General features: G+C 27.0%; 25 protein-coding genes. All 25 read left to right on the top strand.

What is annotated here, in order from left to right; genetic code table 11:
• Positions 1–5 precede the first annotated feature (5 nt).
• Entirely contained in the window at positions 6–764 is a 759-nt protein-coding gene (gene lgt, locus WFJ11_RS05260; protein WP_009354336.1) for a prolipoprotein diacylglyceryl transferase, read from the top strand.
• Between the two features lie 263 nt (positions 765–1,027).
• Complete coding sequence (mraZ, locus tag WFJ11_RS05255) at positions 1,028–1,465, top strand: division/cell wall cluster transcriptional repressor MraZ (RefSeq protein ID WP_425334772.1); 438 nt, start codon at positions 1,028–1,030, stop codon at positions 1,463–1,465.
• Positions 1,466–1,476: 11 nt separating this feature from the next.
• Positions 1,477–2,409 (top strand): 16S rRNA (cytosine(1402)-N(4))-methyltransferase RsmH, encoded by a 933-nt coding sequence (gene rsmH, locus WFJ11_RS05250; protein WP_313961031.1) that lies wholly within the window; start codon positions 1,477–1,479, stop codon positions 2,407–2,409.
• A gap of 13 nt (positions 2,410–2,422) precedes the next feature.
• Complete coding sequence (locus WFJ11_RS05245; protein WP_009354459.1) at positions 2,423–2,788, top strand: septum formation initiator family protein; 366 nt, start codon at positions 2,423–2,425, stop codon at positions 2,786–2,788.
• Positions 2,789–2,817: 29 nt separating this feature from the next.
• The gene (locus tag WFJ11_RS05240) at positions 2,818–5,241 is read left to right on the top strand and encodes a penicillin-binding transpeptidase domain-containing protein (RefSeq protein ID WP_338817056.1); all 2,424 of its coding nucleotides are present in this window, start codon (positions 2,818–2,820) and stop codon (positions 5,239–5,241) included.
• A 17-nt stretch (positions 5,242–5,258) separates the two neighbouring features.
• Entirely contained in the window at positions 5,259–6,230 is a 972-nt protein-coding gene (gene mraY / locus WFJ11_RS05235) for a phospho-N-acetylmuramoyl-pentapeptide-transferase (protein WP_338817055.1), read from the top strand.
• A gap of 13 nt (positions 6,231–6,243) precedes the next feature.
• Positions 6,244–7,569, top strand: coding sequence for a UDP-N-acetylmuramoyl-L-alanine--D-glutamate ligase (gene murD / locus WFJ11_RS05230; protein ID WP_338817054.1), 1,326 nt, complete (start codon positions 6,244–6,246; stop codon positions 7,567–7,569).
• Positions 7,569–8,672: an FtsW/RodA/SpoVE family cell cycle protein gene (locus WFJ11_RS05225; protein WP_009354389.1), complete on the top strand. Its 1,104-nt coding sequence runs from the start codon at positions 7,569–7,571 to the stop codon at positions 8,670–8,672. The genes murD and WFJ11_RS05225 overlap by 1 nt, the downstream gene beginning before the upstream one ends.
• 1 nt (position 8,673) lies before the next feature.
• Positions 8,674–9,783: an undecaprenyldiphospho-muramoylpentapeptide beta-N-acetylglucosaminyltransferase gene (gene murG / locus WFJ11_RS05220; protein ID WP_338817053.1), complete on the top strand. Its 1,110-nt coding sequence runs from the start codon at positions 8,674–8,676 to the stop codon at positions 9,781–9,783.
• A 2-nt stretch (positions 9,784–9,785) separates the two neighbouring features.
• Positions 9,786–11,288, top strand: coding sequence for a cell division protein FtsQ/DivIB (locus WFJ11_RS05215; RefSeq protein ID WP_338817052.1), 1,503 nt, complete (start codon positions 9,786–9,788; stop codon positions 11,286–11,288).
• 80 nt (positions 11,289–11,368) lie between these two features.
• Positions 11,369–12,424 (top strand): cell division protein FtsZ, encoded by a 1,056-nt coding sequence (gene ftsZ / locus WFJ11_RS05210; protein ID WP_338817051.1) that lies wholly within the window; start codon positions 11,369–11,371, stop codon positions 12,422–12,424.
• On the top strand, positions 12,424–12,870 hold the full coding sequence (nrdR, locus tag WFJ11_RS05205) for a transcriptional regulator NrdR (protein WP_009354837.1): 447 nt from the start codon (positions 12,424–12,426) through the stop codon (positions 12,868–12,870). Before ftsZ ends, nrdR begins: the two co-directional genes overlap by 1 nt.
• 186 nt (positions 12,871–13,056) lie before the next feature.
• Positions 13,057–13,548 carry a hypothetical protein gene (locus WFJ11_RS05200; protein WP_338817050.1) on the top strand — a complete coding sequence of 164 codons (492 nt, stop codon included), beginning with the start codon at positions 13,057–13,059 and terminating at the stop codon, positions 13,546–13,548.
• A gap of 14 nt (positions 13,549–13,562) precedes the next feature.
• Complete coding sequence (gene prmC, locus WFJ11_RS05195; RefSeq protein ID WP_338817049.1) at positions 13,563–14,363, top strand: peptide chain release factor N(5)-glutamine methyltransferase; 801 nt, start codon at positions 13,563–13,565, stop codon at positions 14,361–14,363.
• Between the two features lies 1 nt (position 14,364).
• Positions 14,365–14,886, top strand: a complete 522-nt coding sequence (locus tag WFJ11_RS05190) for a chromate transporter (protein ID WP_338817048.1) — start codon at positions 14,365–14,367, stop codon at positions 14,884–14,886.
• Between the two features lie 9 nt (positions 14,887–14,895).
• On the top strand, positions 14,896–15,432 hold the full coding sequence (locus tag WFJ11_RS05185; protein ID WP_009354661.1) for a chromate transporter: 537 nt from the start codon (positions 14,896–14,898) through the stop codon (positions 15,430–15,432).
• 42 nt (positions 15,433–15,474) lie between these two features.
• On the top strand, positions 15,475–16,047 hold the full coding sequence (gene lepB / locus WFJ11_RS05180) for a signal peptidase I (protein WP_338817047.1): 573 nt from the start codon (positions 15,475–15,477) through the stop codon (positions 16,045–16,047).
• Positions 16,048–16,050: 3 nt separating this feature from the next.
• The gene (gene lepA / locus WFJ11_RS05175; RefSeq protein ID WP_338817046.1) at positions 16,051–17,859 is read left to right on the top strand and encodes a translation elongation factor 4; all 1,809 of its coding nucleotides are present in this window, start codon (positions 16,051–16,053) and stop codon (positions 17,857–17,859) included.
• A 48-nt stretch (positions 17,860–17,907) separates the two neighbouring features.
• The gene (hemW, locus tag WFJ11_RS05170; RefSeq protein WP_338817045.1) at positions 17,908–19,047 is read left to right on the top strand and encodes a radical SAM family heme chaperone HemW; all 1,140 of its coding nucleotides are present in this window, start codon (positions 17,908–17,910) and stop codon (positions 19,045–19,047) included.
• A gap of 4 nt (positions 19,048–19,051) precedes the next feature.
• Complete coding sequence (locus WFJ11_RS05165; RefSeq protein ID WP_338817044.1) at positions 19,052–20,131, top strand: hypothetical protein; 1,080 nt, start codon at positions 19,052–19,054, stop codon at positions 20,129–20,131.
• 1 nt (position 20,132) lies between these two features.
• Positions 20,133–20,780 carry an HAD family phosphatase gene (locus tag WFJ11_RS05160; protein ID WP_338817043.1) on the top strand — a complete coding sequence of 216 codons (648 nt, stop codon included), beginning with the start codon at positions 20,133–20,135 and terminating at the stop codon, positions 20,778–20,780.
• 100 nt (positions 20,781–20,880) lie between these two features.
• Positions 20,881–21,813, top strand: coding sequence for a phosphate ABC transporter substrate-binding protein (locus WFJ11_RS05155; protein ID WP_338817042.1), 933 nt, complete (start codon positions 20,881–20,883; stop codon positions 21,811–21,813).
• An 82-nt stretch (positions 21,814–21,895) separates the two neighbouring features.
• Positions 21,896–22,759, top strand: a complete 864-nt coding sequence (gene pstC, locus WFJ11_RS05150; RefSeq protein WP_338817041.1) for a phosphate ABC transporter permease subunit PstC — start codon at positions 21,896–21,898, stop codon at positions 22,757–22,759.
• Positions 22,746–23,603 carry a PstA family ABC transporter permease gene (locus WFJ11_RS05145; RefSeq protein WP_338817040.1) on the top strand — a complete coding sequence of 286 codons (858 nt, stop codon included), beginning with the start codon at positions 22,746–22,748 and terminating at the stop codon, positions 23,601–23,603. Before pstC ends, WFJ11_RS05145 begins: the two co-directional genes overlap by 14 nt.
• Positions 23,575–24,237, top strand: a complete 663-nt coding sequence (locus WFJ11_RS05140) for a phosphate ABC transporter ATP-binding protein (RefSeq protein WP_338817039.1) — start codon at positions 23,575–23,577, stop codon at positions 24,235–24,237. Before WFJ11_RS05145 ends, WFJ11_RS05140 begins: the two co-directional genes overlap by 29 nt.
• Positions 24,238–24,247: the final 10 nt, after the last annotated feature.

The following is a 24,247-nucleotide window of genomic DNA, read 5'->3' as shown; positions in this document are numbered from 1 at the left end:
GAAATATGGAAGTAAAAATTGATAGAGTTGCTTTTTCTTTATTTGGAATTGATATAATGTGGTATGCAATTATCATCTGTTTTGGTATTATGGCAGGACTTTTTGTAGCAACAAAAAACTCCAAACTTAGAAATATTGAAGAGGATGAAATTTCAAACCTTTTGCTTTTTGCTTTACCGATAAGTGTAATTGGAGCAAGAATATATTATGTAATATTTGAATGGGAAAGCTATAAAGGCGATTTTTTATCTATAATTAATATAAGAGAAGGTGGACTTGCAATATATGGAGCTGTAATAGCTGCTGTTATTGTAGTTTACTTTTTTGGTAAATATAAAAAAATTGATTTTAGAGATTTAGCTGATGTTTGTGCTCCAGGATTAATACTTGGCCAAGCAATTGGAAGATGGGGAAATTTTATTAATCAAGAAGCTCATGGAACTGAAACTACTTTACCTTGGGCTGTTATTATAGATGGTAAAAAATATCATCCGACATTTTTATATGAATCAATTGGAAATTTTCTAATTTTTATATTTTTAATGATATATATGAGAAAATATCAAAAGAAGAAAGGTGAAATTATTTTGCTTTATGCAATTTTATATGGAATTGTAAGATTCTTCGTAGAAGGTTTGAGAACTGATAGCCTAATGTTTTTAGGATTTAGGGTTTCTCAAGTTCTATCACTTGTTGGTATAATTGTTGGAACTATACTTTTCTTTTTGAATAGAAAATATGGAAAGGACATTAATAATTTATAATTTATTACTTTAAAAAAATTTTTAACTACATAGATTAAATCTATGTAGTTTTTTTGTGAAAAAAATACTAAAAAAATAGAAAATTCACTCCACTTTTTTATGGAATTTTTAAAATTGTTGAAATTTACACATTTCTTTGTGATAATATTTATAAAAATTTTCAAAAAAAGGGTTGCAAAATATGAAAAAATGGTGTAAAATATAAGTGTAATAAAAAATGTGGGTTAATATGGAGTAAAATGGATTTGCAATTTTAGGAGGTGATGGCATTGTTTATTGGAGATTTTCCACATACTTTAGATGATAAAGGCAGATTAATTATGCCATCAAAATTCAGAAATGAGTTAGGATCTAATTTTGTAGTAACTCGAGGTCTTGAAGGCTGTCTATTTGTATTTACGGAAAAAAAGTGGACTGAATTTACAGAACAACTTAATTCAAAAGGTTTTAGCAAAAAAGATGTTCGTTCAATTACAAGATTCTTTTGTAGCTGTGCAATGAATGCAGATTTAGATAAACAAGGGAGATTTTTAGTAAATAAAAATTTACGTGAATTTGCTGAAATTGAAAGAGATGTTATGATTATCGGTGTTTCTGACAGAATTGAAATATGGTCTAAAGAAAAATGGGATGAATACAGTGAATCAGAATATAGTGACGATACTATTATGTCTGAAAGATTTGATGGTCTTGATTTTTAAGGAAATTATTTATGGAATTTAATCATATACCTATAATGTTAGATGAAGTAATAGATAATTTAGATATTAAACCTAACGGAATATATGTTGATCTGACTGTTGGAGGTGCTGGGCACTCAACAGAAATTTTAAAAAGAATAAAAAATGGAAAACTGATTTGTGTTGATCAGGATGAAGAAGCGTTGGTAGTTGCCAAAGATAGACTTTTAAAGATTTCAGATAATGTTTTATTTTATAAAAGTAATTTTGAAAATTTTAAAGAAATACTAGATTATTATGGAATTGATAAAGTTGATGGTGTTTTATTAGACATCGGTGTTTCTTCTTATCAAATAGATAATGGTCAAAGAGGTTTTTCTTATATGATAGATGCTCCATTGGATATGAGAATGGATAGAGATCTAAAAAAAAGTGCGTTCGATGTTGTGAATTATTATAGTTCTGATGAATTAGAATATATTTTTTACAATTATGGCGAAGAAAAATGGACAAAAAGAATTGTAGAATTTATTGTTAATTATAGAAAAGAAAAGTTAATAGAAACTACTTTTGAATTGGTTGATATTATCGAAAGAGCTATTCCAAAATCTGTTAGAGCTAAGGGAGGACATCCTGCAAAAAGAGTTTTTCAAGCAATAAGGATTGAGGTTAATAGAGAATTAGAAGTAATAAAGAAAGTTATTCCAGATATAGTAGAAAGACTAAATAAAGATGGTAGATTATGTATTATAACTTTTCACTCTTTGGAAGATAGAATTGTTAAGGAATCATTTAAAGAATTGGCAAGAGGTTGTATTTGCCCTAAGGAATTATATGTTTGTGTTTGTAATCACAAGCCAAAAGTAAAAATCTTAACAAAGAAGCCTTTGGTGCCTTCCAAAGAAGAAATGAATGATAACCCTAGATCGAAAAGTTCAAAATTGAGGGTTTGTTCAAAAATTTAGGAGGATGATTTATATGAGTATGGCTCAAGTAAAATATATGAATGTTTCAGGCGAGAGAATTTCAGAGAAAAATAAAAAAGCCTACGGAATTACCAGAGAATCCAGTTTATATAAAAATATTACACTTTTTATATTCACTTTTATTACATTAACTTTTAGTGTAGTAATTTTATATGGATATCTAAATATTGCTCAACAAAATAGAATGATAAATACACTTAACTCTGAAATTCGCTCGTTAGAAACAGAAAGAGATGATAATTATATGAAACTTGAGCCTTATAAATCTGTAGATAGAATTGCAAAGATTGCAAGACTTAATTACAATATGGATTTTCCTAAGAAGGAACAAGTTAAATATTTGGATAAGATTGATTAATTTCTTAAACTTAGACAAGGGGAGTTTAAATGAATAAAAAGAAATATAGTATTAAAAATAAAACAGTCTCTTCTCGTTCGGCTGTTTTATTTTTTATTTTTATCATACTTTTTAGCGTGATAATTATTAAATTGGCATATTTACAATTATATTCAAAAAATAAATATAGTGTTGAACAATTTAAAGATTCTGTTAGTTATACACCTCTTGAGGCGAAAAGAGGAACAATCTTCGATAGGAACGGGAATACTTTAGCTAAAAGTATTAGTGTTTATAATGGATATTTTTCTACTCTTGATTATAACCGTTATAAAAAATCTAGTGGGAAGATTAAAGATACAGAAACACAAAAACTAGATAAAATTTTTGAATTATTACAATTAAATAAAGAAGAAATTATAGAAAAAGCTGATCAATATAACAATTTATTGATACAAAAGGATATTACAGAAGAACAAAATTCAATTATAAAATCTAAAAATTCAATTATAATTAGTGTTAATAATAATAGAGAAGTTTATTTCTCAGTATTAGAATATGATAAGTTTAAACAATATTCACAAAAGGCTAAAGAAGCTGAAGAGAAAAAATTAGATGAAATTTTTGCAGCTCTTGAATTAGATAAGAAAAAAGTTTTTGACAGAGCTGACAGAGGAACGAATTTTAAAATAAAAAAGAGTATTAGTCCTGAATTGGCAAAAGAAATTAAAGAAATAAATTCATCAATAATTAGTGTTGAAATTGAACAAAGTAGAAACTATATAGATGGAACTTTGGCACCTTTTGTTGTTGGTCATGCAAATGAAAATGGTGGACAAAGTGGAATTGAAAATTATTTAAATGATTCTCTTTCAGGAACTGATGGATCTAAAAGAGTTATTAGAGAAAGTCTTAATAAATCAGTTGAAGATGTTGTTGAGGCAAAAGATGGTAAAGATATATATTTAACTATAGATAGTACTATTCAAAAATATGTTTCAGAATATGCTAAACAATATTATGATCAAGAAAAACCTATAAAGATGAGTGTAATTGTTTCAGATGTTACAAATGGGGATATTTTAGCAATGGATAGTTATCCAAAATATGATACTAATAATCCTAACGTTCCTCTTGACGATAATACTCTTAAAAGTTTTGAAAACTTAGATGAAAAAGAAAAGTTAAAAAAGATATTTTCTATGTGGAGAAATCCTGCTGTAAGTGATGCTTATGAACCAGGTTCTGTATTTAAACTTATAACAGCATCTTCATCTTTAGAAGAAAAGACAGATACTTTAGATTCAACTTTCTTTTGTAATGGATTTATAAGAGATATACCAGGGGTTACTCTTAGATGTTTTAATTGGCAGAATCCACATGGAAAAGAAACATTTACTGAAGCCTTAGATAATAGCTGTAACCCAGCTTTAGTTCAAATGGTTAGACATTTAGGAAGAGATAAATTTTACAGATATATAAATGGTTTTGGATTTGGAACTAAAACAGGAATTAATTTACCTGGAGAATCTAATGGACAAATTCCAAAGTCTGTATCCGATATAGGAGCGGCGGAACTTGCAACAATGAGTTATGGGCACGGCATTTCTGTAACACCTATTCAAATGATTATGGCTGCAAATGCAGTTGTTAATGGAGGTTATTTATTAGAACCTCAAATCAACATTAAGAATGTTGAAAAAGATGAAGATAATAAAATTAAAGTAAAAGATAATGAAGCTATCGTTAAAAATCAGATTATCTCAAAAGAAACAAGTGACAAAATGAGAGTAATCATGGAACATGGTGTAACAAATGGAATCGTAAAAAAAGTATATTCTAATAATGTAAGAATCGGTGGAAAATCTGGTACGACAATAAAAGCGGTAAATGGTAAATACGATGATCAAAAGACAATTGCTTCATTATATATAGCTTTTCCAATTGAAAATCCAAAATACAGCATTTTAATTGTATTTGATGAACCAAAGGTGAATGTAGGTGGTACAAGTGCGTGTGCTCCTTTGGCTAAAAAATTAGCAGAAGAAATTGCCGAATATAAACAAATAACTAAAACAAATGATAATACTGGAATCGTTAAAAGAACAAAAGTTCCAGATGTTAAAGGTCTAACTTTAGAATATGCATCAGAAATTTTAAAAGGACAATTTTTAAATTATAGTGTAGAAGGTTCTAGCTCACCAAAATCAATTGTGACTGCTCAAAGTGAAGAACCAGAAAAGAACTTAGTTGAGGGTAGTACAGTTAATTTAACTCTATCGGATGATGAAAAGGAAAAATTGTTAGTTGTTGATTTTTCGAAAATGAATTACGATCAAGCGATGGATGTTGTAAATAAAATGGGATATAAATACAAAACTTCAGGTGGTAAAGGAAAATTCGTCTCCTCTAATAAAGAAATTGGAAGTTATATTTCAAAAGACGAAGAATTAGTTTTAACCTTTGAAGATTAATTTAGGAGATGAAATAAATGAGAATAACAAATTTTACAATATGGAGTATTTTAGTTAGTTTTTTTCTAACAATTTTTATAGCAAAAGTTTCTATTCCATATTTAAGAAAATTTAAACTGGGTCAAAATATTAGAGATGATGGTCCGCAAAGTCATTTGTCTAAAGCAGGAACACCTACAATGGGGGGAGTGTTTTTTGTAATTGCAATAATTCTTACAACAGTTTGTTTAGGTAATTTTTCTAAAGAAGTATTTGCAGTATTGATTGGAATGTTAGGTTTTACATTAATAGGATTTTTAGATGATTTCTTTAAACTTATTATGAAAAGATCATTAGGTCTTACTGAAATTCAAAAATTAGTAATTCAATTTATAATAAGTATAGCTGTAATTATATTCATAGAGAAGGTAGTAGGAACAGATTTAAGATATCAATTAATTCCTTTTGTAAAAGGTGCAGTTAATTTTGGATGGTTTATTTATCCTATATTAATTTTTGTAATGATAGGAACGGCAAATGCAACTAATTTAACAGATGGATTAGACGGTCTTTCATCTTCTGTTTCAATTCCTGTGTTTTTAGGACTAGCTGTTATAAGTGCATCAAGATTTCCTAGCGTTGGGGTTTTCTCACTAGTATTTATGGCAAGTTTAATGGGATTTGTTATGTTTAATTCTTATCCAGCTAGAGTATTTATGGGAGATACTGGCTCAATGGCTTTAGGCGGTGCAATAGCCACAATATGTATATTAAATGGAATGATTTTTTATTTACCTATTATTGGTGGAATATACGTGATGGAAGCACTATCAGTTATTATTCAAGTAGTTAGTTATAAAACTAGAAATAAAAAAAGAGTTTTCTTGATGAGTCCGATACATCATCATTACGAATTAAAGGGATATAAAGAACCTCAAATTGTTACAGCTTTTGCAGTAATCAGTGGACTATTGTCAATTATAGCTGTCTATCTTTTCTTTCATATTTAATTAGGAGTGTTTTATGGAAATTTTAAATAAAAAAGTTTTAGTTATTGGATTAGGTTTATCAGGAATTTCAACTATAAAAACACTGTGCTCATTAAATGCGGACGTTTACTGTTATGATGATAAGGAAAAATCAGAATTACAAAATGTTTTTGAAAATCTTGAAAGGTATAATTATAAATTCATAAAAAATTATAAAGATTACACATTTGATTTTATAGTTAAAAGTCCCGGAATTAAACCTTCTAATGAAATAATAGAATATTTTACTTATAGAAAAGTTCCTGTTTATACTGACTTGGAATTAGCATATACATTATTTCCAAAAAGAAAAATTATTGCGATAACTGGGACAAATGGGAAAACTACTACAACAAGTTTAGTTGGGGAAATTTTTAAAACTGCAAATATTAAATCAAGAGTGGTTGGAAATATCGGAATAGGAATGCTTTGGGAGATTTTTAATTCAGATGATGAAACTGTAAATATTATAGAAGTTAGCAGTTTTCAGCTACATAATATTGAAAATTTTAAACCTTATATTGCTTCTATAGGAAATATTACTCCGGATCATATTGATTGGCATGGAAGTTTTGATAACTATATAGAAGATAAATTAAAAATATTTAAAAATATGGATAAAAATGGAAATCTTATTTTAAATATTGATGATGAAATTTTAGGTAAGATTAATGTAGAAAATACTAATGTAACAAAAATTTCTTTAAATAATAAAAATGCAGACTTTTATTTAAGTGAAAATAATTTTTATCACAATGATAAAAAGCTATTTTCTATGAAAGATTTAAAAATTTTAGGAAAGCATAATGCTCAAAATGTTTTAATTTCTTTGGCAATCTGTTATAATTATGGTATAATTATGGATACCATAATTTTTGCATGTAAAAATTTTGGTGGCGTTGAACATAGAATTGAGTTCGTTAGAGATTTTAATGGAATAAAATTTTATAATGATTCTAAAGGAACAAATGTAGATTCAACTATAAAAGCTATTGAGGCTTTAGAAAAACCTATAATATTAATTTTAGGTGGTTATGATAAAAATGTTGATTTTAATCCGTTATTTGAAAGTTTTAATGGAAAGATAAAGGCATTAATTTTAGTTGGAGATACAAAATATAAATTTTATGATACTGCAAAGAAGAATGGGTTTGAAAATAATATAATTGTTAATGATTATAAAGAAGTTATAGAAAAATGTATTGAAATTGCTGAAAGAGGTGATAATGTTTTACTTTCTCCTGCTTCTGCAAGTTGGGATATGTTTAAAAGCTATGAAGAAAGAGGAAATTTATTTAAGAAGTTGGTAAATGAATTATAATGAATAAATATGATAAATACACTAAGAAATTAGTCATGGTTGTACTATTTCTACTTCTGTTTGGAGGTATAATGGTATTTAGTACAAGTTGGCCATATAGCTATAGACTAAAAGGAAATGAAATAGAAATAATAAAAAAGCATACATTATTTGTAGCTTTATCTATTATATCGATATTTATTTTTTCACAAGTGAATATTTTGAAATTAAAAAAATATAGTAAAATAATTTTTATATTAGTTTTTTTAATGGGTTTTTTAGTGTATTCTCCAATAGGAATTAATGTTTATAATGCGAGAAGATGGATAAAAATAGGACCTTTAACATTTATGCCTTCTGATTTCATGAAAATTGCATCTATAATGTTAATGGCATATATTATTGATAAATATAAAAATAATTTTACTTTTAAAAATGTATTTTTTAAATATTTAGTAATTGTTGGGTTAGCATCATTCTCTGTTATGATTCAACCTGATTTTTCGAATACATTGATAATTATAGGGACTATAACAGCTATGTATATAATAGCTGGTATGGATAAAAAGGCAATAATGTTTTCTGGACTTGGAATATCTATTGCGAGTTTTGGAGTAATATATTTATTAAATTCAGGATATAGTAGAACTAGTAGAATTCAAGCTTTTATAAATCCTTTAAAGTATAGAGATTCAAAATCTTGGCAACTTATAAAGTCTCTTTTTGCTATAACAAATGGATCTCTTCTAGGTGTTGGTTTAGGAAATGGAAGACAAAAGTATACTTTATCAGAAGCTCATAATGATTTTATTTTTGCAACTATTGCAGAAGAATTTGGATTTATAGGTTCTGTGTTCTTAATTGGAGTATATATTTACTTGGCATATTTAGGAATAATGATTTCAAGAAATATTAAGAACTTATATGGAAGAATGGTAATACTAGGAATAACATTTTCAATAGGATTACAAACATTAGTCAATATTGGAACAGCTACTGGGTCAATTCCTCCAACAGGAGTAACTTTACCTTTTGTAAGTTACGGTGGTTCATCATTGGTTATGACTTCAATAATGATTGGAATTATTCTAGGAATTGTTAGACATGATACTAAAGGGAGATAATATGAAAGTTGTAATATCAGGAGGCGGAACAGGAGGACATATATATCCTGCTGTTGCGATAATTGAAGAATTAAAAAAAAGAGATGAAAATATAGAAATTTTATATATAGGTTCTAAGAACAGTATGGAAAGTGAATTAATTCCAAGTTTGAATATAAATTTTAAATCAATTGAAGTAATGGGATTACCAAGAAAAATTAATAAAAAGTTTTTTAAATCAATTTTTATTCTGTTTAAAGGACTATCACAAGCAAAGAAGATATTGAAGGAGTTTAAACCAGATATTGCAATAGGAACAGGGGGGTTTGTAACAGGACCAGTTTTGTATAAAGCTCATAAACTTGGAATTTATACAATATTTCACGAACAAAATAGTTATCCTGGAATAACTAATAGAATCTTATCTAGATATGTAGATTCAATGGCTGTTACATTTAAAGAATCAATAAAATTTTTTAAGAACAATGAGAAATGTGTAGTTACTGGAAATCCAATTAGAAATAGATTTCAAAATCTAGATAGAAAAGACTCTTTAAAGTTTTTTGAACTTGATGAAAATTCCAAGAATATTTTTTCTTTTGGGGGAAGTAACGGTAGTGAAGAGCTTAATAAAGCAATTTTAGGAATTTTAGATAAATTCTATGATAATAATAAAATTTCTTTAATTCACGTAACTGGAAAAAGCAATTATGATAAATTTTTAGAAGATATAAAAAATAAAAATATAAAATTAGGAAAGAATGTAAAAATTTTGCCGTATATGATTGAAATGGATAAAGCTTATGGAGTTTCAGATTTGGTTATAACAAGTTCTGGAGCAATAACATTAGCTGAAATATCAAAAATAGGCTTAGCAAGTATACTAATACCAAAAGCATATACTACAGAAAATCACCAAGAATTTAATGCAAGAGCGTATAAAGATATTGGTGCTGCTGAGCTTATACTCGAAAAAGACTTAAATTCTGATTTATTATGGGAAAATATAGAAAAAATAATTTTTGACAATAATAAACTTGAACAAATGAAAGATAGTGCAAAGAAGTTAGCAACTCCTAATGCAGTAAATGATTTTGTTTCAATTTTTTATGATAAATTTAAAGGGAGATAGATATGGCTGGAGATAACAGAAAAGGTAAGAAGCCTAAAATATTTGTAAAGAGTAACAATTCTGATAGTTCAGAAAATGATGAATTTTACGAATATGATAAGTTAAAGGCTAGCAGTAATGTTTTGGATGAATCTTTTTTTGAAGATTTCAAAAGTGTAGATTTTGAAAAATTAAATTACGAGAAAGAACATCCTGTTTCTGAAGAAATGGGGGAAGACACTTTTTCTTCTAATGATAATATTGAAGATGAAGTTATTCAAGAAATTCCTGAAAAAGATAATATGGCAGAAAATGAATTTCAAAGTTCTAGCTATTTAAATTTGAATGATACTAATTCAGATAAACAAGTTGAGTTAGAAGATGATGATGATTTTGGCAGTTTGGAATCCAATGAAAGCATTACACAAAAAGAAGCATCTGAAAATCTTTTTTATGATGAAGAAAATGGAGAAGAAGGTTCAATTTTTAATCAATATGAGATAGCTAATACAGAAGAATCAAGTAAAGAAAATAATTATGAATCATTGTTTGAAACTAGTCAAGTTGTAGCTAATGAATCAGAAGATGATGACGACTTTGGAAGTATAGAAGAAAATAATACTGAAGAAGATGATGATTTTGGCAGTCTAGATAATGATATTGATATGACTCAAACTACTTATGTGAACGTAAATCAAAAGGCAAATTATTATGATGAAGTTATTGATAGTCATAATGAATCAGAAGATGATGATGACGAAGATGATGATGAGTATTATATAGATAAAAAAGGTAATAAAAAGAAGAGAAAAAGAGGATTAAGACTTTTCTTGAAGTTTATGTTAACTTTTTTATTGGCCTGTGCAGGGATAATGGTTTATTTTGGACTTACTCATGATTTATTTAAGATTGATTATGTAAAAGTAGTTGGAAATGTAGCAAATGAAAAAGAACTTATAGTTTCTAAAAGTGGTGTAAATATTGGAGATAATATATTTTTAACATCTTCTAGTAAAATTGAAAAAAATTTAAAGGCTCTTTCAAATATTGAGAATGTAAAGGTTAGAAAAAATTATCCTAATATAATTGAAATAGAAGTAAAAGAAAATTATGTTAGTTCTTATATTAATACTGCTAGCGGGTTAACAACTATTGATAATTACGGTAAGGTAAAAGAGGTTGCAACTGACAATTCTAAGGCATCGGGAGCTCAATTAAAGGGAATTTCAGAAACTGATTTAAAAGTTGGAGAAGATTTTTCAAATGATACTACTAAAGTTAAATTCTTAGTAGACATTTTGTCCAAAGAATATTATCCAAATGTAGTTAGTATTGACTTTACAAATGATAAAGAAATAGTAATCCAAATGAAAAATTCTTTAAAAGTTACATTTGGTGATTTAAATGATTATGCAAAAAAGACACAAATAATTGGAATTTTACTTAAGAAAATTCAAGTAGAAGGAATAAATGCAAAAGAAATTATATTAAATGTTGGAGATAATCCAATAATAGTAAAAAAATAGTGGAATTTTATTTAAAAATTTAGTATAATAACAGTGGTTACCTAAAAAATAAGTAGAAAAGAATATAGGAGGAAATTAAAATGGCATTTGAAATGGAAGTATGTGGAAGTGGCTTAGCTAAAATTAAAGTCTTTGGTATAGGTGGTGGCGGAAACAACGCTATCTCAAGAATGAAACAATCTGGTTTAAGAGGTGTTGATTTCGTTGCAGTAAATACTGATAGACAAATTTTAAATTCTATTGACATAGAAACAAAAATTCAAATAGGAGAAAAGTTAACAAGAGGACTTGGTGCAGGAGCTAACCCATCAATTGGAGAAAAAGCAGCCGAAGAAAGTAAAGAAGAAATAATGAAATCTCTTGAAGGAACTGATATGGTATTTATTACTGCTGGAATGGGTGGTGGAACTGGTACAGGTGCTGCTCCAGTAGTTGCTGGCATTGCAAAGGAAATGGGCGTTTTAACTGTTGGTGTAGTTACTAAACCATTTACATTTGAAGGTAAAAAAAGAGCTGTTCAAGCTGAACAAGGAATTGAAGCACTTAAAGAAAAAGTAGATACATTAATTACTATTCCAAATGATAAATTGATTCAAATTTCTGAAAAGAGAACAACAATGTTAGAAGCTTTTGCCATGGCAGATGAAGTTCTAATGAATGGTATTCAAGGTATTTCAGATTTAATTGCTATTCCTAGTATAATTAATTTAGATTTTGCAGATGTTAAATCAGTAATGCAAGATCAAGGTGTTGCTCATATGGGTATTGGTGTTGCAAGTGGAGATAATAGAGCTGTTGAAGCTGCTAAAATGGCAATTAACAGTCCATTACTTGAAACTTCTATAGATGGAGCAAGTGCTGTTCTTCTTAATGTTACTGCAGCTAATGTTGGACTTTTTGAAGCTCATGAAGCTGCCGAATTAATTAGAGAAGCAATAGATGGAGATGCAAATGTAATTTTCGGTACAGGTGTTGATGAATCTCTTGGAGATGATATTAAGATTACTGTTATAGCTACTGGATTTGACCCTCTTGTAGCAGGTGGAATTAGAAAATCATCTGGTATTGAAAAAAAACTTGCATCAGATAAAAAAGATGATGGATTAGAGTTAGATATTCCAAGTTTCTTAAGATAATGAAATGTCCTAACTGCGGAGCGGAAACTACTAGAGTTCTAGATTCTAGAAATTCTATTGATAAAACTTATGTTAAAAGAAGAAGAGTTTGTGAGATTTGTGATTATAAATTTACAACATATGAGAAAATGCCTGAGTTTGTAATTTTTGTGTTAAAAAAAGATGGATCTAGACAAATTTTTTCTAGAAATAAAGTTTTTGCCGGTATAAAAAAATGTTGTGAAAAAAGAACTATTAAAGATAAAGAGATAGAGTCTGTTATAGATAATATTGAAAAAGATATTAGACAAAATTACAAAAATGAAATTAAATCTACTCAGATTGGGGAATTGGTTTTGAAATATTTAAAATCACTTGATGAGGTTTCTTATGTTCGTTTTGCAGCAGTTTATAAGGATTTTAAAGATATAAAATCATTTATGGAGTATTTACAAAAAGAATTTTAAGAGATGAATAAAAAATTCATCTCTTTTTTTGTCAAAAATTTTATAACTATATTTAAACATAATAATTAGAGTTTATGTACTTATTGTCAATTTTAATTTATTTTTTTTCTAAATTGTGATAAAATAATAGTGGATTAAGATTAATATTTTAATTTGTTTGAGGCATAATTGTCAGGGGAGTATTTTATGAAAAAAAATATTAAAAATATTATTATAATAGTTTTTATTATAGAAATTATTGGATTAGGATTAATTACTTATAATTCAATTGTTGAAAGAGGAAGAATTAGAAAAGAGAGAGAAAAGTATTATATTGTTACAGATATAAATCATAATGATGTTTTAAAAATTGAAAAAAAATACCTATCTCCGCAAGAATTAAATAAAATAGTAATTACTAAAGTAGAAAATGATAAAAAATATATTATTGAAGATAAAAAATTAATGGATGATGTTATTTCAAAGTTAGAGTTTAATAAATTTGTTTCTGATTCTAAACTTACTATGGATAACGAAGATATAACAATATCTTTTGAAAGTAATAATAATATTCTTAGTATTACATTATCCTCTGAAGGTAGGACTGCTAGTTTAAAATATAATGATGCGTCATTTTTAATAACTGTTTCAGATGATTTTTATAATTTTATTTATGAGTTATATTCTAAAATTTCTTAGGATTGGAGTTTTCTATGGACATAAAAGAATTAATTGAAAAACATGGTAATTCTAATGAAAATTGGTTAATTTTAGAATTTTTAACGGGTAAAAAAGCTGTTGAATTAAAAATGGAATTGACATTTTGTGTTGATTCTATATACAATGAATTTCTAGAAATAATAGAAAATAGAAAACAAAATTATCCATTACAATATATATTTGGAAAATGGGAATTTTATGGTTTGGAGTTGTTTGTTGATGAATCTGCTTTAATTCCAAGATTTGAGACTGAAATTTTGGTTGATGAAATTTTAAAATTGGATTGTAAAAAGGATAAAATTTTAGATATAGGCTGTGGAAGTGGAGCTATAAGTATTGCACTGGCTGATAATTTGAAAAAATCGTATGTTTATGGTATTGATATAAACAAAGAAGCTATAAAATTATCAAATAAAAATAAAGAAGAGTTGAATCTAAAAAATGTGGAATTTTTTGAAAGTGATATTTTTTCAAATATAAAGGAGAAAAATTTTGATATTATAGTTTCAAATCCTCCTTATATTGATGAGATCGACATGAAAACACTGGAAAAAGAATTATCTTTTGAGCCTCAAAATGCCTTATATGGTGGAAAAGATGGATTATTCTTTTATAAAAAAATAATTTCGGGGTCCTTGGATTATTTATCAGCAAATGGAGTTTTAGCTTTTGAAATAGGATATAATCAAATGAAAATTATTTCTAATTTACTAATTGAAAATGGATTTGAAATTTTACTTCAAAAAAAAGATTTTGCAGGTTTTGATAGAATAATAATAGGTAAGAGGAGATAAAATGAGTTTAATTAGCTTGTTTTTAGTGTTTTTATTCATTGGAGCATATAATTTTGGTGGAGGATATGCAATGATTCCACTGATTATATCTATGGTTGTAGATAAATATGCTTGGATTGGAATGAATGACTTTATAAATTTTGTTACAATTTCACAAATAACACCAGGTCCAATTGCGATAAATCTTGCAACATTTGTAGGATATACTGTAGGTAACGGAGTTATTGGATCTATTATAACTACTATGGCAGTTGTTTTACCAAGTTTTATTTTAATTACTTTAATTGTTTTTTTTATGCAAAAATTTAAAGATAATGTACATATAAAGAACTTTTTTGTTGGGATCAGACCTGTCGTACTTGGATTGATTGCATCTAGTTGTGTGTCTGTTATTGATTCTGACTTTTATACTATATATTCGATAAGTACTTTTGGAATAATATTTTACTTAACTACTTATAAAAATTTACATCCGATAATTGCAATTTTTTTAACTGGTATAATCGGAATGTGGATTATTTAGGAGGTAATTATGTTATTTCAATTATTTAAGACTTTTTTGTGGATAAGCACTCTGACGGTTGGTGGTGGAGCTGCGATGATTCCGGTTATAAATAAAGAAATTGTGGAAAAAAGGAAATATATGACTCAAGAAGAATTTTTAGATGCACTTGGAATAGCACAAAGTGTTCCAGGAGTTTTGGGTTGTAATATTAGTATTATTGTAGGATATAAGATAAAGGGTTTAGCAGGAGCTTTGGTTTGCTTATTTTGTTCAATTTTTCCTGCTTTTATATCAATTCTTATAATAGCAATGTTTTTTAAGGATATGAGTGCGAATTACTATGTCAGTAAATTTTTTATTGCAGTTAAACCAGCTTTAATAGCAGTGCTAGCTTCTGCTGTTGTAATACTTGGAAAAAAGACAAAGTTAAAGGCTGTTCACTATATTTTTAGTTTATTAGTTTTAATATTAGTTAGTTATTTTAAAATAAGTCCATTTCTAGTAATATTTTTAGGCGGATTTGGTTATGTTTTATATTGTAAGTTTTTAGTGGATAGACATTAATTAAAGATGATAAAATGATTCTATCTGAATTTGGAGGAAATTATGATTGATGATAGATATGATGAAGAAGAGAAAAATAGTAATGAACAGGAAGAAAAGAATTTTTGGAAAATTTTCTTTGATTATGCGAAAGTTATAATTCTTGCACTTTTAATAAGTTTTGGAATAAGAACTTTTGTTGTTACAAGTACTATTGTAGATGGAAGAAGTATGAATCCAACTGTAAATCATGGGGATAGACTTATGGTTAATAAAATATTTTTTATGAAAAAGAATATAACTCGTGGAGATATTATTGATTTTTACGTTCCTGATGCAAAAAAATATTATTTAAAGAGAGTTATAGCTGTTGAAGGAGATACTGTTGAAATAATTAATGACAGAGTTTATTTGAATGGAAAAATATTGGAAGAGAATTATGTGAGTACAAAAGTTACTGCGCCACATAATAATACTACAAAATGGGAAGTGCCTAAAGGTTATGTTTTCGTTTTGGGGGATAATAGATCAAATAGTAGAGATAGTAGAGATTTAGGAGTTGTTCCAAGATCTGACATTGTTGGGAAAATTGTATTTAGATACTATCCTTTTAATAATTTTGGAGGGTTAAAATAATTTATGAAAATTGAACAGAAGAATATTAGAAATTTTTCTATAATTGCACATATAGATCATGGGAAATCAACTCTTGCTGATAGATTAATAGAAAAAACAGGGATGATGACTAAAAGAGAAATGGAAGAACAGGTTTTAGATAGTATGGATCTTGAGAGAGAAAGAGGTATTACTATTAAGCTAAAGGCTGTAAAACTTTTCTACAAAGCAAAAGACGGAGAAACTTATGTTTTAAATCTTATTGACACTCCGGGACATGTTGACTTTACTTATGAAGTATCAAGAAGTCTTGCTGCTTGTGAGGGAGCTATTTTAGTTGTTGATGCAACTCAAGGTGTTGAAGCTCAGACACTTGGAAATGTATATTTGGCATTAGAACAAGATTTAGAAATTTTACCAGTTATAAATAAAATAGATTTACCGTCAGCTAGAATTGATGAAGTAAAAGATGAAATTGAAGAAATAACAGGCTTTGATACAGAGGGAATTCCTTTAGTTTCTGCAAAAGAGGGACTTAATATTGAAGATGTACTGGAAGATATTGTAAATAATGTACCTGCTCCAACTGGAGATGAAAATGCACCACTTAAAGCACTTATCTTTGATTCATATTATGATTCATACAAAGGTGTTGTTTCCTATGTTCGTGTAGTTGAAGGAACTTTAAAAGAGGGAATGACTATTTATATGATGGCAACTAAAGGAAAATTTGAAGTAACTGAAGTTGGTTATACTGCTTCAGGAAATGTTCAAACTGGAGAGCTAAAAGCCGGAGATGTAGGTTATGTAGTTGCAAGCATAAAGAATGTAAAAGATGCAAGAGTTGGGGATACTATTACAGATTTTGAAAATATGACTGACTCAGCTTTACCTGGATATAAAAAAGTTATTCCAATGGTTTATTGTGGAATTTATCCCGCAGAAGGGGAGGATTTTAACAGTGTAAGGGAAGCTTTAGAGAAACTTCAAGTAAATGATGCTTCTCTATCCTTTGAACCTGAAAGCTCTGTCGCACTAGGCTTTGGATTTAGATGTGGATTTTTGGGACTATTACATATGGAAATTATTCAAGAAAGACTTGATAGAGAATTTGATTTGAATATAATTACAACAGCTCCATCTGTAATCTATAAAGTTGCTAAAAAAACAGGAGAAATACTTGAAATTCAAAACCCAAGCAATTTACCTAAAGAAACTGAAATAGAATATATGGAAGAACCTATTGTTGAGGCAAATATTATGACTCCAAAAGACTATGTTGGAACTATTATGGATTTATGTCAAAATAAAAGAGGTATTTTTGAGAATATGGAATATCTCGATCAACATAGAGTAAGTCTTAGATATATTTTGCCGTTGAATGAAGTTATTTACGATTTTTTTGATGCATTAAAATCAAAAACTAAGGGTTATGCTTCACTTGATTACGAGTTAAAAGGATATCAACGTTCAGATTTAGCTAAATTGGATATTTTAATTAATGGAGATTTAGTTGATGCCTTTTCAATAATTGTTCATCGTGAAAAATCTTACGAAAGAGCGAGAAATATAGTTGAAAGACTTAAAGATGAAATTCCTAGACATCAATTTGCAGTACCTATTCAAGCTTCAATAGGTTCTAAAGTAATCGCCAGAGAAACTGTAAGAGCTTTGAGAAAAGACGTACTTGCAAAATGTTATGGTGGAGATATTTCAAGAAAGAGAAAATTACTCGAAAAACAAAAAGAAGGTAAGAAGAAAATGCAACAAATTGGTAGCGTAGAAGTACCTCAACAGGCATTTTTAGCTGTATTGAAATATGATGAAAAATAGATAAGAAAGCCTATTATAAGATAGGCTTTTTGCTTAATAGGAGAAAAAATGAAAAGATTGGGATTATATATTCACATTCCTTTTTGTGATAGAATATGTAATTATTGCGACTTTACAGCATTTCAAGGCGCAAATTCTAAAATTAAAGAGTATGTAGAAGCTTTAAAAAAAGAAATTGAATTAAAAGGAAATAAAAACTTTTTAATAGATTCTATTTTCATTGGAGGAGGAACTCCGAGTTTTATTGACGGAAAATATATATTTGAAATTTTAGAAAAAGTAAAGGAAAATTTTACAGTCCTTGATAATATTGAAATATCAATTGAAACAAATCCGAAAACTTTTGATAAGAAAAAATTAGAATACTATAAAAGTGCAAAAATAAATAGAGTATCAATAGGAGTACAAAGTTTTAATGATGTAATTTTAAAAGAACTTGGAAGAAATCACAATTCCAAAGAAGCCTTTGATAGTATTGAATTGGTAAAAAAATTTGACCTTGATTTAAATTTAGATTTAATTTTCGGTTATCAAAGTCAAACAATAGATGATATTTTATATGACTTAGAAATTGTAAAAAATATAAATCCCGAACATATCTCTTATTATGCTTTGATTATTGAAGAAAAGACGAAATTTAAGGCATTACAAAATGCAGGAAAATTGGATTTTTTAGATGAAGAAACTGAAAGAAAAATGTATCATCTAATCGTAGAAAAATTAGAAGAAATGGGATTGAATCAATATGAAGTTTCAAATTTTGCTAAAGTCGTGAAAGAATCTGTTCATAATAAAAAGTATTGGAATTGTAAAGAGTATTTAGGACTTGGGATTTCTGCTCATTCCTATTTAAATGATGAAAGATTTTCTAATACAGTTAATCTTTCAAAATATATAAAAGAATTACAAAATGGAAATATTCCTGTAGATTTTAGAGAAAAATTGGATATGCCTACAAAAAAATTTGAATATATCATAATGAATATGCGTTTAAAAGAGGGGTTTTTGATTTCAGATTATAATAGACTTTTTGAGTCTGACTTTTTAGAAGAGAATAAAAAAGCTGTAAAAATAGGATTAGAAAATAATGTAGTCGAAATTAAAGATGATAGAATATATTTTACAAAAAGAGGTTTTGACATAATGGACAGCTTTTTTGTAAATTGTAATTTAAGGGAAATAAGGTGATAAAATGGTATTACTTAGAAAAAAATTAGAAAATATTAATTTAAAATATGAAAAAATACTAAGAATTATTAATACCATATTTAATATTTTATGGGTTTTGGTATATTCAATTTATTTTATAATATCATTTTACTTATTGGATTTTCAATTATCCTATGTGCTTGATTTTTTACAAATTCTATTAGGATTTATTTTTATATTTAACAGTATGAATATGATTTATTTTATGTTAATTAGATATACTAAATTTAAACTTAGTTTTATAAATCCATTAAATATATTAGTTAAAATTTTAGCTTTTTTAAATATGAATTTACTATTATATATTTCTATTTTTAAATCTGAGTTTTTATTTTACAATCACTTTTTAACTTTATTTAATTATTCGTATATTATATTTTTAAGTTTTGAGTTATTCTTTATTTTATATAATATTAATGATGTAAAATTTAAAATTAAGGATAATGAATTTCCAAAAAATAATGATGTAAATAAATGGTTTGACAACGAATATTTCGGTTATAGTTTACAACTTAAAGAATTTCTTAATAGAGATGTAAAAGACTATATTAAGACAAATCACGAGAATTTAAAATTTTTAGAAGAATTTATTTTTAGTAAATTTCCAACTGAAAATGATTTGATAAGAGAGAAATTTTTACTTGAAAAAAATAAAAATATTGATATAAATTCATTTGAGTTGATTTTAAAAGCTATAAATAAAGGGGTAACTATAGCAATAGCATTTATAATAAAAACAGGATTAATATCTACAATTATCATTTCATCATTTATTTCAGCAGTTTTTGCAACTATAAGATTAATTTTGACATCAATAGCAGTTAAAATTTCTCTATTTATAGGAAAAAACAATATTACAAAAGCAGAAGATTTGAAAACATATCTAAAGGTAGGATTTTTAGTTTTTTTAATTATGATTTTAATATTGGCTTTGGATAATTTAAATCTTATTATTAAAAATTCAATAAAAAATAAAAAGAATCGAAAATATAAAGAAAACTATTTAAAGCTAGTAAGATATATATGTGATAATTATGATTGTTTAAAAAATAGAGGTAAATAATATGAAAGCTGTACTTTTTGATATGGACGGAGTCCTTATAGATTCAGAAATGTTTTACATGAAGGGAACTTATGATTGGATTTCTAAAAGGGGTTTTAAAGGAAAACTCGAAGATACTTTTAGACTGATTGGAACGAATATGGAAGGAACATATAATTTGCTGTATGAAATGCTCAATAAAAAATATACAATTTCTGAGATAGAAGAAGAAAATAGAAAGTATTTTTTAGAACATCCTATTGACTATAAAGCAATTCTAAAGCCTTTTGTAAAAGAAATTTTAGTATTTTTAAAAAAACATAAAATAAAAACTGCTGTTTGCTCATCAAGTCCTAAAAAGACAATTGAAAAGGCTCTAAAAGATTGTGAAATTTTAGAATACTTTGACTTCATAGTGAGTTCGGATGAAGTCAAAAAAAGTAAACCAAATCCAGATGTTTATCTAAAAGCCTGTGAAATTTTACAAGTGTCTAATGAAGATGCCTTTGTAATAGAGGACTCAACAAGGGGAATAGAAGCAGGAAAAAATGCAAATATAAAAGTAATCGCAATAAAAGATAAATTCTTCGGACAAGATCAGAAAAAAGCAGATTATATCTTTGAAGACTTAGGAAAAGTTTTAGAATTTTTTAAAGGAAAAATAGAATAAGAATTCCTTATAAATAACCAATATCCATTAATAAAATCTATTTTACATTATATTTTCTTTGTTGTAAAATATATGCAGGTATTTATTTTAGGAGGATATTATGAAAAAATATTTAAAAAAATTAACGGCTCTTTTAGCAGTTTGTATTATGTTTACTGCTTGTTCAGGACAAAAACAAAATACTGAAAAGAAAGAGGAAACAAATAAAACTGAAAGCAAGTCTGATACTGTTAATGCACAAATTAGTTTTAGTGGTTCTTCAACTTTAGCTCCTGTAATCAATAAGATTGCTACAGATTTTATTGAAAAATATACGACTTGGGATAAGGTTGATTCTTCATTGCCAAAAGAAAATATAACTATTTTTGTTTCATCTGGTGGTTCAGGTGCAGGAGTTAAGGCTGTTCTTGATAAAGTTGCAAATTTTGGAATGCTTGCTCGTGATATTAAGGATTCAGAAAAAGAAAAGGTTAAGGATTTAGAGTCTTTTACTCTAGGTCTTGACGCTCTTTGTATTTGTGTTAATCCTGATAATAATATTTTAAAAGCTAAAAATGGAAATTTGACTAAAGAAGAAATCATAAAGATTTTCTCCGGAGAATATAAAACTTGGAAACAAGTAGATCCATCTTTACCTGATGAAGAAATTGTAGTTGTAACTCGTGATTTAGGTGGTGGGGCTCATGAAGTTTTCCAAAAGAAAATAATGAAAGATGTTAAGGTTAGAGAAGATGCAATTCAAGCTCCTTCAATGGGCGCATTAGTTTCAAAAATTATTGAAAATAAAAATGCTATTGGATATGCATCATATGGTATTACTAATCAAAACCAAGGAAAGTTAATTCCTATGAAAGTTGATAACGTTGAACCAACTGAAGAAAATATTTTAAATAACAGTTACTATATTTCAAGACCTTTAATCATTATGAAGAGTGGAAAATTAACTGCAACTGAAAAAGTATTTGTTGATTTACTTCAATCAGAAGAAGGAAAGAAAGTTATAAAAAGTATGGGATTCATACCAAGCAAATAATATTGGACAACCTTATTGTTTTGAAATAAAATTTAGAAAATACTGAGGAATACTTTTTGTATTCCTCTTTTTTGGAGTAATTATGAAAAATAAAGTTTTTAAATACACGGTCTATATTTTTACATTATTTACAATTTTACTTTTGTTGACTCTAATAGTCTTTTTGTATAATCAGTCCTTACCTTTTTTTCTTAAAAATAATTTTCTAAAATTTATTTTTGGAAGAGTTTGGAATGCAACTGAAGTTTCCGGAAGTTTTGGAATTTTTAATATTTTATTAGCTAGTATATTTATATCTATTCTAGCTTGTATAATTTCACTTCCAATAGCTATTGGAACAGCTTTATTTATATGTTTTTATACAAAAAAATCGAAAGTTTTACTCGTATGGCTTATAAACATTTTGGCAGGTATTCCGTCAATAATTTATGGTTTTTTTGGAATGATTATAATTGTAAAAAATATCGAAAGAATATTTAAGATTTCTGCTGGAGAAAGTGTCCTCGCAGGAAGTATTATTTTATCAATAATGATTTTACCTTATTTTGTTTCAAACCTTATTGAAACAATTGAACTTATTAAGAAAAAATATCAAAGAGATTCTGATGCTTTGGGAATAAGTAAAGAGTATTTTATAAGAAAAGTGGTTTTAAAGAAATTACATTTTTCAATTTTAACAGGCTTTATGATTTCATTCTCCAGAGCAATAGGAGAAACAATGGCAGTTATGATGGTTATAGGAAATGCACCGATTTTTCCAAAACTATTGTCAAAAGCACAGACTATTCCATCGCTTATTGCACTCGAAATAGGGATGAGTGAAGTTTATAGTGAACATTATTATGCACTTTTTGCAAGTGGATTTATACTTTTGATTTTAGTTTTAATCATTAATATTTTATTATTTATTATTAATAGAAAGAGTAGAATTTATGATAAGATTTAAAGATAAGTTAATTAAACTTTTTGCATATATATCTATTTTTATAGTTATGACAGCAATTTTTTTGATATTTTCTTTTGTATTTTTTAATGGAATTTCAGGAATAAATTTAAAATTTTTAACGGAAAATCCTAAAGGAATGCCACTTGGAGTAGATGGTGGTATAAGAAATGCGATAATAGGATCATTTTTGTTGATGATATTATCTATGTTTTTTTCAACAGCTTTAGGGATTTGTTTTGCAATTTATAATAAAATATTTTGTAAATCAAAAATAATTAAAATGCTTTTGAGTTTTCTTATTCAATGTATTTCATCAATTCCGTCAATTATAATTGGACTTTTTGTCTATGGATTTTTTATAGTAACTTTAAATATTCCAAAGAGTTTATTTACAGCAAGTATAGCTCTTTCACTAATGGTTTTTCCTTTTGTGGAGCTAAATGTTGAAAAATTAATTGAAGAATTTGACAGACAATGTATAAGAGATAGCTATGCATTAGGAATTGATAAAATTTATATGTGTAGGAAGTTAATTTTACCTACTATTTCCAATAAAATAGTTTCAATTTCAATTTTAGCAGGAAGTTATGCCGTAGGAGCAACTGCACCTTTGCTTTTGACGGGAGTTGTATTTATGGCAAAACCAAATGGATTATTTACTCCTATTATGGCTTTACCATTCCATTTGCATATGTTACTAAGCCAATCAGTTGCAACTGAAAAAGCTTATGCGACAGCTATGGTTTTGATTGGACTTTTAATAATATTAAATTTATTATCTGAAATAATAATGAGAAATATCGGAGGTAAAATAGTTGAATATATTAGAAATAAAAAATCTTAGTATTTTTTACAAAGAAAAAATCATTTTAGAAGATGTTAATTTAGATATAAAGGAAAATGAAATAATCTGTATAATGGGAAGTTCAGGCTCTGGAAAATCTACTTTACTTTCTTGTTTGAACGGATTTTTAATTGAAAATGGTGGAAATTATACGGGAGATGTATTTTTTAGAGGAGAAAATATTAAAAACATCAAACCAATTGAATTAAAAAGAAAAATCTCTACACTTTTTCAAGACTCTAAACCTTTTGACTTTTCAATAGAAAAAAATATTACCTATGCAATGGAATTTTATGAGGGAAAAGTTAAGAATAAAAAAGAGAAAGTTAAAAATTTATTGGAAAGTGTAAATTTATATGATGAGGTAAAAGACAATTTAAGCCTTTCTCCTTCAAAATTATCAGGGGGACAAAGACAAAGACTTTGTATTGCTAGGATGCTTACAACTTGCCCAGAAGTTTTGATTTTTGATGAACCTTGTTCTTCTTTGGATGAAAATAATTCCATAATAATTGAATCTCTTATAAAAGAACTTTCAAAAAAATATACAATAATAATTTCAACACATAATGAAAAACAAGCGAATAGACTTGCAGATAGAATAATTAGAATAGAAAACAAAAAATTAGTTTAAATGTTTATAA

This window comes from Parvimonas micra (assembly GCF_037482165.1).
Classification (GTDB): Bacteria; Bacillota; Clostridia; order Tissierellales; family Peptoniphilaceae; genus Parvimonas.
Note: the sequence above shows the minus strand (reverse complement) of the source record. Positions and strands in the feature narration are given on the sequence as shown.